Source organism: Bradyrhizobium sp. Arg816, from assembly GCF_029989365.1.
Lineage (GTDB): Bacteria > Pseudomonadota > Alphaproteobacteria > Rhizobiales > Xanthobacteraceae > Bradyrhizobium.
The window spans coordinates 1-12,551 of the sequence record NZ_JAPRAQ010000054.1 but is presented as its reverse complement, the minus strand read 5'-3'; the positions used below and the strand labels follow the sequence as shown (position 1 = coordinate 12,551).

Here is a 12,551-nt window from a genome sequence, read left to right as displayed (position 1 = left end):
ACTCGTCGCTGAAATACCTGACCCCCGCGGCCTACGCCGCCCACCTCACCGCAACGGACGATCGGCTGCGCAACCCCGACCAGCTCCGCCGATCGTCCGTTGCTCCACCCGCGCCACTTGGCGTACAAAACCCCGAGACTCTAACTGCCACTGGATGAAAGTTCAGTGGCAGGTCAGCCTCTCCTTAGCTGCGACTCCCGGGTCATTCCGAGGTCCCCGTTGCCCGCTCCAACCTGCGATCACCCCGTCATCATGCAAAGGCAGCACCAATCACCTCGATCGGCCAATCCAAAGCATTCCGAGCAAGTCAAAGCCGAGTACGGTGATCCTCTCGTGACGCTCACGAAAATCCAAGGGGCATCGCACCACGCAACGTCGACTCCCGCTGAAGTCACGGGATGTGGCGAACGGTCGTTCTCTTGATTATGCGCAAGCAAACGCACGGCTCTCAATCTTTCTGAGAAGGGCTATCTGCATCGGACAGTGAGCGCAGCCGCTGCTCGACTGGTATTTCTTAAGAGTTCTTCGCCAAGCAGTCTCTAAGTCAAACCCCGGGTACCTGACGTTGCCGACAACAAACTTATGGCTGTCGGGGTCACCGATCGCGTAGGAACAGGGGTAGAGGTCGCCATTTGTAGAGAGGTAGCCCGAAGCGAGACAACAGTTACATTCGGTGAATCTTACGTTCGGCCGCGGTTCTGCCGTGTCAACGAGAATTGGATTCGGCAGCTCGAGGCGTGTCGACGTCTGCGCAGCCATTGCGGTGAGGGCCGCCAGAATTTCTTTAATTTCCTCAGCCGCGCCCAAGCGTGCGTTCTCGTCGTCAATAACGATACCTGCGCCGAATATCGGCATAATTCTGAAAGAGCCCACGCCGATCGACGACAGTATGCGATAAGCATCCAGCGCCTCACGGATGTTGTGCCGATTAGCGATCATCCTAGCCTGTACCAAGGCCCCGCAATTGATCGCCTCGGCCATCTGCCGGAGTGCCGATTTGTGAGCTCCCCGCTTGGTCCGAAACCTGCCAAGCGCCTCCGCGCTTGCAGCATCAAAGTTGAATTGGAAAGTGAGCTTCTCACGATCATCGAAGATCGACGCAACATCGCGAATCGGAATCTGGCCAAGTCCCCCAGTGTTTAACTGGACATGAATGCCCCGTTTGTTTGCAGCATGTGACATCAGGGCCGCAGAGCGCGGAAACACGATTTTGAGAAGCGGCTCGCCACCGGTCACGATGACTTTTTTCAAGCTATATCTTTCAACGAGAAGGTCCACAAAATTAGTGATTTCCTTCATAGTCAACTGTGATGGCTCCAGACGTCTCCTGTATCGCGCTCTATACTGTTCGGGAACATAGCAGTGCTCGCAATGAAGATTGCAGTAAAAGGATACGCTTATCGCCATCTGACCAAAGACGAGGGGAGGCGGGCTGCGAAGTGGCATGACGTCCTTCCAACTTTGGATTACCGAGGGCGGAGCAGGATTTGTGCCAGCCACAACGCGGCGGAATGCTGAAGGCCTTTCGAGGCACAATGTCGCGCCCGAAACAGCCTGGTCAGTTCTACACGTCGGCATTTTCATTCAAGCAGAAGCACGCGCACCCCCTGGCGATCCAGAGTTCGCGAGAAGCCCCGAGATCACGCCCTCCGCGCTTCTTGACAGAAGGAAGATATGTTGATTCCGGGGCCGGCCCGGCATGTCGCGCCACAGGGCGCGCCTCGGCCGCGGAACCATAGAGGCCGTGCTCGCGCGCCCTGGGACTTGGCACAAGTCCGATCCGCCAGCTACTCTGCAGCGCAGTCACGTAACGCGAACTCGACACAAATGCGCTCGCCGAGCGCCGCAGCTGCCATGTCCTGCACGTTCAACGGTCGTGTCCCAGAGAATGGTGTAGCTGAATAGCAAAGCCGCTCGCGAAGCGCGCCCTCAATGGCGCCGTAGCGAGCGAGCGGCTTTGCGGGTGATCACCGATGATTCGTCGGTAAGGTCAAGCGGCAGCAGCGAGGCCGACGCCCGCGCCGCCGATTGGCACTACCTGGCGACCTCGACCTTGCTCGCATTTAATCAAGTACGCCTCCGACTTGACCGCCTGACAACGTCACGTCACTTCTGGCGCGTGCAATAGTCGCCTTTACCTTCATCGCGATGGAAGGCGATAAAGACCGATACATAGCGACTCTCCCTTGCACACCTCACAAAGTTTTGAGCCATCCCCTCCCCGGCCATGCAGGCTTAAAAAGCGGCTCCGATGTTCTCCTTATCAAATCAAGGAGCACTCTCACTTCCAGGCTGTATGTGCCGATCTCCTCGTCTGAGCTCAGCGAACTGGCGGAACATGACAAACAGCGCGATCATTCCAGCACCCAGCTCAGCGATGGCTTGACTGACCAACACACCGCTGAAGCCCGATATGACAGGGAGTGAAAGTACGGCTGGTATAAAGAGATATCCCTGCCTCGCCAAAGACACGACGGCGCTGAGGCGTACTCTCCCAAGCGACTGAAGCACTGTCGTCATGACACTTTGAATACCGTAAAGTCCAAAAAACAGATGAAAGACGATGCAGGTCGGGACGGCAATATCGATGACCTTATCGTTATCGCTGAACAGCCTGACCAACGGCTGGACAAAGACCACAACCGCGGTGGAATACGCAATCGAAAGCGCAACCGTGATAGAGAGCATGAACTTCGTAACCTTCAGTACACGGGCAAAGTCGCGGGCGCCCCAACCGAACCCCAGGACAGCTTGAGAGCCGATACAGAATCCGGTGATAGGCAACGCGCCGATTGTCAGGATTCTTACAGCTATTCCCACTGCGGCGATGAACTCGTCGCCGAACCGCGCTGCAGCTCCACATAAGAACATACCGGCAAGAGCGGACAAGACACTCGTCATCGTCGCCGGCGCTCCAATGAACGCGAGCTCTCTGATTCGATCTACTCGCAAGGAGGCCTGGGACATCCTGATGAGGACGAGGCCCCGCCGCCTGGAGAAATAGGCAATGTAGAGGCTTATGGCGGCGATTTGAGATAGCAGCGTTGCTAGGGCTGCGCCTCGCACACCTAGATCTAGTAGGAATATCAACACGGGATCAAGCACCGTGTTCAACATGAAAGCGCCCAGCATCACCCACATGCTGAATCGTGTATTGCCTTCGGCTCTGACGATGAAGCCGCTGACGATGTTTAGGAGCATCAACGTAGACCCTAGCAAGAGGGTGGTCGCGTAGTTGAGCGCAATGGGCAGAATGGTTGGACTTGCCCCGAGGGCGATGAAGGTGCCTCGCACGCCTAGGAGCAGTCCGACTGTCATGATGACTCCGATCGGAGCAGCGAGCGCGAGCGCAGTACTCGCGCCTCTACCCGCCTCGAACTCATTACCGGCGCCTAGATGGCGAGATATCAAGGAGGCGGCTCCAATACCGATACCTTCTCCCGCCGCCGCGACAAGGACCACTATCGGCATGGTCATGCTTACAGCTGCAATCGCTTGCGCGCCAAGGGCACCAACAAATATTGCATTGAGGAGCTGCTGCAACGCCAAGATCGACAAGCCGACAACAGACGGAATGGCAAGCCGCGGGAGAAGGCTTCGAAGATTTGGATCCAATAGATCAAGGTGCTGATTTCTCTTTTGCATCGCATCGCGATCGCTCTCGAAGCGACCTCCGCATAGTTCTCAGTCATTGTTCGAACGGCCCGTACGCCCTGCCAATTTATTGCTCGCCTGCAAAAACTCCTGGCGCGCAAAAGTAGCGCGTCGCCTCTAATCGACCTCGCTCGGATCATACCTCGTTTCAATCAGTAGACGGCGGGATTGGTAACCGGTATCGACCAGAAGAGATGGTTCGCAGCCACTTCATTATGTTCTCCGATCCAAAGTGGAGAAGGTTCTGTGTCTAAGAGGTGGCCTGCGAAACGACGCTGCAAACCCACCCGATATTTCTGTCCAACAGTGGCAGGCGATCGCCGCATTTTCTGCAACGACCTGAGGTCGGGGTCTCGCTCCGGCCAATAGTCCACAACCGGTGGACACCTTGCTCTCGTAAGATTGTTGCAAGATCGTCCGGTCGTAATCGTAGCGCCTCATATGTTACCTCGTCTGCCCCGTGCCTCGGGCAACTCTCTCCGGATCCGATCCTGCAAGGCGATCAACCGCCGTAGTCGTGCCAACCGGCCGAGGTGGCACCAATTGACTTTGGTCAATTTATTTTCCTTAGAAACGGGGCTCCGCCATTCGTCGCCTTCTTCAGCGCCAAAATCGGAACGCCAAAGCTCTTCACCGGGCTGCGGCGGAGAAAGAGAACGCTACGATCCCGAGTTCACTTTGACACCTACTGACTCTTGTAGTGGATCCGCGATCCTCTGGATGGCACCGGCAATCAAGGGTATCTGTCCGGTGAAGCTTTCAATTACCCACAAATTCTCATCCATGGCGCCCATCGCGATGTCCGTGAGACGTGACAGCCCGCGCCACATGACTGTATTGCCGGGCGGCGGATCGCTGGCGCGGGCGAGATAACCGCCGAACCGGGCGACCTTGATCAGATAGTGCGAGAGAGTTTTCTGTCTTGCTTTCGGTTTGTCGTTGACGAGTCGATTGAGCACGCCGATTTCGGTCACAGTCCACGCGAGGGTTGGCGGCGCGTCTGGGGCGGAACGGTTGAGAAAAGTCATCCAGAAGAACCGCCAACTCAGGATGCAAAAGAGCGAGATCAGATCGGTCAGACGCTGGGCGGTCCTGAGCTTCGACTCCTCAGCTTTGCAGCCCGATTTGAAGCGCTGCCGTCCCCTTGAATTTCTTTCGGGTACAGTACTTAACGGCCGCCGACCCCAGCGGTACCCCCTTGATTGTAACGCGAGCCTCGAATACATCAGGATGCCGCAAACCGTGTGCGATCTGAGGCGACCCGGCTTATCCCGTCCAGTGTTTATGCATCTTGGTAATGCCGATCGATTCTGACTTCTCGCGTTGATAGCTGAACTAGGTTGTATCGTGCAGCACAGAACGAGACCTTCAGTGGCGGCGGCACGATCACGTGTCGATTGGAAATGGCCAGCCAAAATGTCCGCTTCGCTGACCCGGTTGTTAGAGAAGAAGCGATAGGCCGCCTTGGTATCCGCCCAATCCTGGCAGGCGAGCGGAATGCTTTGTCCGTGGCGCGCCTCCAATCTGCATGAGCAGTTTGCGGAATCTGTCGTCGAGCCGTGCATCCCTAAACTCGCGTCCAGTGCTCTCTCGATCAAAACATTCACTGTCCAAGGACCGCAAACAGCCTTTGCTGATCGATCCTAAAAGTCGGCCCCAGCACCCCTCGCGAATCGGGTGCAAGGAATCACAAGTGATTCCTTCGATTCAAGATATCGCCGATCGGCGGATCAGCCCGAGCGGTCAAAGTTATGGATACTGAAAGCCCCAGCGGACGCTTACCAATCATGTGTAGCCGGCCACTATAGGATCTTCCTTCACCACAGATAGGCATGCGGGAGACAAGCGTCCCGCAACTGCGTGCTGACCACCGATATGGAATTCCGCCCCCAAACTACCGCTGACCCTTGTCTGGTTTGCGACAAACCGTAAGAAGCTGTCAGGCTCAAACGCCGGTCGATTTTTTGCAGCGGGTCAGCGCGCTTTCCATGCAGATCAATGGCTTATTGCGCATGAATGCGCCTGGCACGGCCGTTGCTTTTGAGAGGGACCAACGTTGGGTGAGGTGTGGGCCGAATGCATCCAGAAGCGCGAAACATGCGATTTTTCCGCCACGTAAACCACCGACGGCCGCGCGGGAACAGCCGCGCAGTGTCTGCCTGACGGAGAGCAGCATGCCTTCAGCGCGACAAAGCAGTTTGCGGCTAAGCTCTCGCATAGAGCCGTCGAGCTCATCGATCAGTTTGGCGATACCGGCTGATTACCATCTTAGTGATCAGGACGTTTCCAAACCGGTTCAATGCTTCGCTTCACACCGAAAGGTTCTGCTGGACGGCGCGCATCCTTTTGCCGCTCTCCAGCTCTCGTCGATGCCCCTTTGGCTCTGCCCGACGTTCGATACCGCCTTAATGGGCGCGCTGTGAGAAAGTTGTCCGTTTAGTTCGCTACCCATCTCACGAGCGCCAATAGTTGTTTCGACACGACTAGTCAGTTCACATGAGAAACCGATGGATCTTGCATTCACAAAAGAAGAGCAAGGCTTCCGAGAGGAAGTGCGGAAGTTCCTGCGCTCCAACGTATGGCCGGAGTTGCGGCGCAAGATGGTCGAAGGCCGCCATGTCTCGAAGGAGGATATGGTCGCTTGGTGGCGCATTCTTAACGAGCAAGGCTGGGCAGTTAGCCACTGGCCAAAGAAATATGGCGGCACTGGTTGGAGTCCGGTGCAGCACTACATCTTCAGGGAAGAGATTCAGATGTATCCGGCGCCAACGCCGCTGGCTTTCGGCGTGGGCATGGTTGGTCCGGTCATCTACACCTTCGGCTCGGAGGCGCAGAAAAGATATTATCTGCCGCGCATCGCAAACGTCGACGACTGGTGGTGCCAGGGCTTTTCGGAACCGGGAGCGGGCTCCGACCTTGCGTCACTAAAAATGAAGGCTGAACGCAAGGGGAACAAGTGGATTATCAGTGGCCAGAAGACCTGGACCACACTGGCCCAATATGCCGACATGATCTTTTGCCTGTGTCGTACCGATCCAACCGCCAAAAAGCAATCGGGCATCTCCTTCATCCTGGTCGACATGAGGAGCAAGGGCATTACGGTGCGCCCGATTCAGACCATTGACGGCGGCCATGAGGTCAACGAGGTGTTCTTCGACGACGTTGAGGCGCCGGTAGAAAATCTTGTCGGAGAGGAGAACAAGGGCTGGGAATATGCAAAATTCCTTCTCGGCAATGAGCGCACTGGCATTGCGCGCGTCGGCGTCTCCAAGGAGCGCATACGCCGTATCAGGAAGCTGGCCTCGAAAATCGGGTCCTCCGGCCGGCCGTTGATCGAGGATCCAGCACTCCGGGAGAAACTCGCTGCCTGCGAGGTCGAGCTGAAAGCACTCGAACTCACGCAGCTGCGCGTCGTTGCGAATGAAGGTAGGCATGGCAAGGGCGTACCCGATCCAGCGTCTTCCATGCTCAAGATCAAGGGATCGGAGATCCAGCAGACCACGACCGAACTCTTGATGGAACTGATCGGGCCGTTCGCCGCGCCCTATGACGAGCATCCAGAGTCTTCGTGTGAAACGATAGACTTCGCCGCCCAGATCGCACCAAGCTACTTCAATAATCGCAAGGTCTCGATTTACGGTGGCTCCGATGAGATCCAGCGCAACATCATCACCAGGGCGGTGCTGGGGCTTTAGCTATTCCTCTCCGCGGGCAGTCAGGATCTCCAACGATTTTGTGATCAGAGGAAGCTGAAGAAAATGGATTTCGAGTTATCCGAGGAGCAGCGACTTCTAAAAGAAAGCATCGACGGCCTGCTAGGCAATGCGTACGATTTCGAGCAGCGCAAGAAATACATCAAGGAAAAGGGTGGCTGGAGCAGAGGCATCTGGAGCAGACTTGCCGAGCAGGGGCTGCTCGGCCTACCCTTTGCGGATACTGAGGGCGGCTTTGGGGGCGGCGCCGTCGAGACCTTGATCGTAATGGAGGCGTTGGGACGCGCATTGGTGCTCGAGCCCTATCTGCCAACGGTCGTCATTGGCGGGGGATTCCTACGCCAGGGCGGCTCAACGGAGCAGAAAGCCGTGCATATTCCCTCGATCATCCACGGCAGGAGCACCTTCGCGTTCGCACAACTTGAGAAACACTCGCGCTATGATTTGAACGATGTCGCTACCTCTGCGAAGAGGAATGCGGACGGATGGATCATCGACGGCGAAAAGTTCGTCGTCGTCAACGGCGCGAATGCCGATGTGCTCATTGTCACCGTGCGCACCAAAGGCGCTCAGCGCGATCAAACCGGTCTCGGCGTATTCCTGGTGCCCTCCACCGCTGACGGTATTTCCAAAAAGAGCTATCCGACTCAGGACGGCCTGCATGCCGCCGACGTCACGTTCAAAGGGGTCGAGGTAGGCGACGAAGCTGTGATCGGCGATCCTGAGGACGCGTTGCCGTTGATCGAGCGCGTGGTCGACGACGCCCGCACCGCGCTCTGCGCAGAAGCTGTCGGCCTGATGGACGAATCGCTGAAGACCACGGTCGAATACATGAAGACGCGAAAACAGTTCGGGGTACCGATCGGTTCATTCCAGAGCCTGCAGCATCGGGCCGCCGACATGTTCGTCGCGCTGGAGCAGGCGCGCTCGATGTCTATGTTTGCCACGATGGCCGCTAGTTTCGATGACAACACCGAGCGGGCGATGGCGGTGGCCGCGGCTAAAGTGCAGATCGGGAGAAGCGGAAAATTCATCGGCCAGCAATCGATTCAACTCCATGGCGGCATTGGCATGACGATGGAGGCCAAGATCGGTCACTATTTCAAGCGGCTCACTATGATCGAGAACACGTTTGGCAATTCTGGCTATCACCTCCGCCGGATTAGTGAAGGCGGCGCGCTGATTTGATCCGTTAGGCGGCATTGCGGAGCAGCGGATGTTAGGGCGGCAGGAGAGCGGTCAGGGCCAGAGAGCCGGCTCCGGAAATCTGCACAGATCGATAAGTGGAGTTTCTGCCTGACGGCGGGCAAGATTGTCCCGCGAATCAGGAGAGACGATGACGAGACGCGCACGCCGGAACCACACACCGGCCTTCAAGGCGAAAGTGGCGCTTGCTGCGGTCAAGGGTGACCGGACACTGGCTCAGTTGGCGGAGCAATTCGACGTTCATCCCAATCAGATCACATCGTGGAAAGCGCAGCTTGAGGGCGGGGCCGCCGATGTGTTCGGTCCGGGCGGTAGCAGTGCCGCGGCGGTGTTACCCGCCATCGATGTGAAGTCGCTGCACGCCAAGATCGGAGAACTGACGCTGGAGAACGATTTTTTAGAGGGCGCGCTCACCAAGGCGGGATTGCTGAGCGCAAAGCGATGATCGACCGTGAGCACGATCTGTGATCACCAGGCAGGCGGAAGTTTTGAAGATCAGCCGCGGCAGCGTCTACTACCTGTCGCGTCCGGTGTCGTCCGCAGACCTCGCCACGATGCGACGGCTTGACCGGCTGCATCTGGAGTTCCCTTTCGCCGGTTCGCGTATGTTGAGAGGCCTGCTGGCTGCCGAGGGGTGCAAGATCGGCCGCCGGCATGTCAAGACGCTGATGCGGCGGATGGGGATAGAGGCGCTGTACCGCCGTCCGCGCACCACCAAACCTGAGCCCGGGCACAAGATCTATCCATATCTGCTGCGCGGCATGGAGATCACACGCCCGAACCAGGTATGGGCAATGGATATCACCTACATCCCGATGGCGCGTGGCTTCGTGTACCTCGCGGTCGTACTGGACTGGGCGACCCGCCGGGTTTTGTCGTGGCGGCTGTCGATCACGATGGAGGCGGCATTCTGCGTCGCGACACTGGAGGATGCTTTGGCGCGTCACGGCAAGCCCGAGATCTTCAACACCGACCAGGGCTCGCAGTTCACCGGCACGGCCTTCACCGGCGCGCTCGCCAGCAACGGCATAGCGATCAGCATGGACGGCAAGGGCGCTTGGCGGGACAATGTGTTCGTCGAGCGGCTGTGGCGCAGCGTCAAGTATGAGGAGGTCTACCTGCGCGCCTACGACACTGTGTCTGACGCCCGCGCCTCGATCGGCCAATACCTCGACTTTTACAATGGCCGACGTCCACACTCGAGCCTTGACGGCAGCACACCGGATCAAGCCTACTTCAACCAGCCGCCAGTCCGCATGGCGGCCTAACCCCGGCAGACGCTCCACTTATCGACGCGGAGATTCTGTTTAGACAACCGGGACCAGCTCACAGTTCTCTTTGCTCCTTTGATCTCGACAAGGTGGTGCTGGCTGATCACTTGGTACGGCAAGTCGAGGCTTTGCTGGACCTCAGTTGGGTGCACAACGAGCTCGCTGCATTCTGCTCGCACACTGGCCGGCCCTCGATTGATCCGGTGCTCGTGATCCGGATGCTGGTCTTGGGCTACGCATTTGCACTTCGTTCCGAGCGTCGGCTCTTCGCCGAGGTCCAGGTCAATCTGGCCTCGGAGGAGCGCGAGAGGGAATGCCGGATCTCATGCGTTACTCAATGCTCGTGGAGCTAACTCAATCCACCACGGAACCTGACGTGCATACGCAGATCACCGCGTCTCGCGCTCCCAACCTGCGGGTTAGCCGTCTGATCGCAGCTTGACCAATCGTTGTTGTAACCGCGACGATTCTGTTTGAACACGCGGGTGCGCTGTCGTTGTAGGGATGAGCATTTGCTTCGGTGGATGAACCGCATCACACTCGGTTTTCGGACTGGCACGGTGCTTGCTGGGAGCTCTCCCTAAGAGGAAGTTGGAGAATGCCACCATGGGCGAAACGGCTCACAATCTCATTCCGCGTTCCGATGTCGTCAGACTGGCCGTGCGCGTCGGCGCTGAAATCAGAAATATAAAACTGTCGGGCGATTTACCGGACCGGACGATCACTGCAATCAATAGCGTGCTGCTGGAGCATAAGGTCATTTTCTTCCGTGACCAAGGTCATCTCGACGATGTCGAGCAGGAGAGCTTTGCGCGTCGTTTGGGAAAGCTTGTGCCGCACCCGACGCTCCGTGTCAGTAACGGAACAGCGTCGATTCTCAAGATTGATTCCACTCGCGGGGGTAGACGGTCCGATTTATGGCACACTGATGTGACCTTCGTCGATGCGTATCCCAAGATTGCAGTGCTGCGGGGCGTTGTGATCCCACCATTCGGTGGCGACACAATCTGGTCAAACACCGCGGCCGCTTATCTCGACCTGCCGCTCGCACTGCAGCGGCTCGCCGACCAGCTCTGGGCTGTTCATAGCAACGCCTACGACTACACCGTAATGCCTCGTATCAGTGAGGTTGAAAAGAAGTTTATTGACGAGGTCTACGCCAGTACGATCTATGAGACGGAGCATCCCGTCGTGCGTGTCCACCCCGAGACCGGCGAGCGTACGTTGGTGCTCGGCGATTTGGTGCGGCGTTTCGTTGATATTCCGAAGCACGACGGCCAGAAGCTGTTCGATTTGTTGCAGTCTCATATCATCGCGCCCGAAAATACAGTGCGTTGGACCTGGAAGGAGGGTGATGTCGCGATCTGGGACAACCGCGCCACGCAGCATTATGCGGTCAGGGATTATGGCGATCAACATCGCGTCGTTCATCGTGCCACCATTGATGGCGACGTGCCCGTAGGCGTCGACGGACGGTGCAGTGTAACGCGACTAAAGGTCACCAAGCAGGCGCCGGCGAAGGTGGGCTAGGGCGTTCGCTGCTTGCAGTATTCGCGAGTCAATCCGGGCCGTATGGCGACTAGCATGGAACTTGTCGTCGTGGTCAATCTATCGGTCTGCGACCGCTCATCTGCGCGTTCTCAGCGTTGGCGGGCGGCTGACGTGTCCGGAGCTGGGTCGTGAGCATCTAGGGCCGTTGAGTTCGCTCTCGAAACTGCGGAGCTCAAGCCAAAAATGCGTGCCAAGATCGTGCTACATTTCCTCGAGATAGTCGGCTTGCTAGCCTTTTCCGATCGCTATCCACGCGAGGCGAGCGGGATGATGGGCGAGTAGCGATCGCTCTAAGCGTCCTCTAAACTTGGAGCTTTTGCTCAAGGTCTGGGCCGATCGCCGCGTTGTGCGTAACACGGCGCAGGCGAGCCTGGCCCAGCTGATGTGCTATCGAAAGGGCATCATCTGTATCACACGCGACGAGGTGATTGGTGATCGGGTCGCACCAGCTCGCACTTCGGCAGCACGCTTAAGGATTGAGTCCGAACTGGTGACCGTCGCCAAAGGTCTTAATTCGGGCTGCGCGCCGTTCTCGGCAGCTATCTGGTGCTTACGGCGTCAGCGAATTCCGATTGGGAACGTATGTCGCCACCGGCACGCCGCAGTCCTTAGCAAAAGCGTCGATCTTTGCTGCATTCCGCGCTTGCGCGCTCTTCTCGGCCGTGTCGCAGCGTTGTTGATACATGGCGGTCCGCAAGATGCGTCAAAGCGAAATCTCTCGGGAGCCGTCGATCGTGGGAGCATCCCTGATGGATCCTTCAATTGGGCGGTGTGGTGGCGGCTTGTGCCGACAATCTCAACGAATTATCGCCCGTTGGGTTTGTCGGAGCGGCCCGGTAGGCCGCGCTCGTCCACGAAGCAGGAACGCCTAAGAGAAGCATGAACACCTAAGAAATGTCGGCTGCTTCCTTGCTTGGGCCTAAGTGGCCGTCATTGTCGGTAGGTACAATGGGCGCAGCCTGGAGATCGTACGCAGCACTTGCCTACTTCATCTAGTTTGTAAGCTGGGTGTTGCCGACTGATCTAATCATATTATGCGCGGAACGGGTTAGTCTTGCTTAAAGGAGGGGAACGTCATGCGTGATCAGGATGCCAGTGACCATGCGCTTGGTGGCCTGAGCCGACGCTCGCTACTTCGATCGACGGCAGCGCTGTT

Annotated in this window: 8 protein-coding genes and 3 pseudogenes; 6 read left to right on the top strand and 5 right to left on the bottom strand. The window is 57.5% G+C overall.

The features are described 5' to 3' along the window. Nucleotides 1-158: pseudogene (locus OWC48_RS45445) on the top strand (IS3 family transposase); the annotation flags it as partial. Between the two features lie 265 nt (nt 159-423). Here OWC48_RS45445 and OWC48_RS45440 read toward each other — a convergent pair. The 5 genes and pseudogenes from OWC48_RS45440 to OWC48_RS45420 form a co-directional block, all read right to left on the bottom strand. Further along, complete coding sequence (locus OWC48_RS45440) at nt 424-1,407, bottom strand: radical SAM protein (protein WP_282525847.1); 984 nt, start codon at nt 1,405-1,407, stop codon at nt 424-426. Between the two features lie 861 nt (nt 1,408-2,268). Next, a complete protein-coding gene (locus OWC48_RS45435; protein WP_282525845.1) occupies nt 2,269-3,645 on the bottom strand; it encodes an MATE family efflux transporter in 1,377 nt (458 codons plus the stop codon). Nucleotides 3,646-4,313: 668 nt separating this feature from the next. Beyond that, nucleotides 4,314-4,682, bottom strand: coding sequence for a hypothetical protein (locus tag OWC48_RS45430; protein WP_282525848.1), 369 nt, complete (start codon nt 4,680-4,682; stop codon nt 4,314-4,316). 447 nt (nt 4,683-5,129) lie between these two features. Continuing rightward, nucleotides 5,130-5,219, bottom strand: a pseudogene (locus OWC48_RS45425) (hypothetical protein); the annotation flags it as partial. A gap of 380 nt (nt 5,220-5,599) precedes the next feature. After that, complete coding sequence (locus tag OWC48_RS45420; RefSeq protein ID WP_282525844.1) at nt 5,600-5,830, bottom strand: hypothetical protein; 231 nt, start codon at nt 5,828-5,830, stop codon at nt 5,600-5,602. A 331-nt stretch (nt 5,831-6,161) separates the two neighbouring features. Here OWC48_RS45420 and pimC point away from each other — a divergent pair, with 331 nt between their 5' ends. From pimC to OWC48_RS45395, 5 genes and pseudogenes are all read left to right on the top strand, one after another. Beyond that, nucleotides 6,162-7,349: a pimeloyl-CoA dehydrogenase large subunit gene (pimC, locus tag OWC48_RS45415; protein WP_282525843.1), complete on the top strand. Its 1,188-nt coding sequence runs from the start codon at nt 6,162-6,164 to the stop codon at nt 7,347-7,349. A gap of 63 nt (nt 7,350-7,412) precedes the next feature. Further along, a complete protein-coding gene (gene pimD / locus OWC48_RS45410) occupies nt 7,413-8,555 on the top strand; it encodes a pimeloyl-CoA dehydrogenase small subunit (protein WP_282525842.1) in 1,143 nt (380 codons plus the stop codon). Between the two features lie 148 nt (nt 8,556-8,703). Then, nucleotides 8,704-9,841: pseudogene (locus OWC48_RS45405) on the top strand (IS3 family transposase). A gap of 92 nt (nt 9,842-9,933) precedes the next feature. Next, complete coding sequence (locus OWC48_RS45400) at nt 9,934-10,197, top strand: transposase (RefSeq protein WP_308777030.1); 264 nt, start codon at nt 9,934-9,936, stop codon at nt 10,195-10,197. A gap of 253 nt (nt 10,198-10,450) precedes the next feature. Then, on the top strand, nt 10,451-11,374 hold the full coding sequence (locus OWC48_RS45395) for a TauD/TfdA family dioxygenase (RefSeq protein WP_282525841.1): 924 nt from the start codon (nt 10,451-10,453) through the stop codon (nt 11,372-11,374). Nucleotides 11,375-12,551 lie beyond the last annotated feature (1,177 nt).

Excerpts from the sequence above, each read along its gene's own strand:
- OWC48_RS45440 (WP_282525847.1), bottom strand. The coding sequence starts at position 1,407 with ATGGCGATAAGCGTATCCTTTTACTGCAATCTTCATTGCGAGCACTGC.
- OWC48_RS45435 (WP_282525845.1), bottom strand. The coding sequence starts at position 3,645 with ATGCAAAAGAGAAATCAGCACCTTGATCTATTGGATCCAAATCTTCGA.
- OWC48_RS45430 (WP_282525848.1), bottom strand. The coding sequence starts at position 4,682 with ATGACTTTTCTCAACCGTTCCGCCCCAGACGCGCCGCCAACCCTCGCG.
- OWC48_RS45420 (WP_282525844.1), bottom strand. The coding sequence starts at position 5,830 with ATGCTGCTCTCCGTCAGGCAGACACTGCGCGGCTGTTCCCGCGCGGCC.
- pimC (WP_282525843.1), top strand. The coding sequence starts at position 6,162 with ATGGATCTTGCATTCACAAAAGAAGAGCAAGGCTTCCGAGAGGAAGTG.
- pimD (WP_282525842.1), top strand. The coding sequence starts at position 7,413 with ATGGATTTCGAGTTATCCGAGGAGCAGCGACTTCTAAAAGAAAGCATC.
- OWC48_RS45395 (WP_282525841.1), top strand. The coding sequence starts at position 10,451 with ATGGGCGAAACGGCTCACAATCTCATTCCGCGTTCCGATGTCGTCAGA.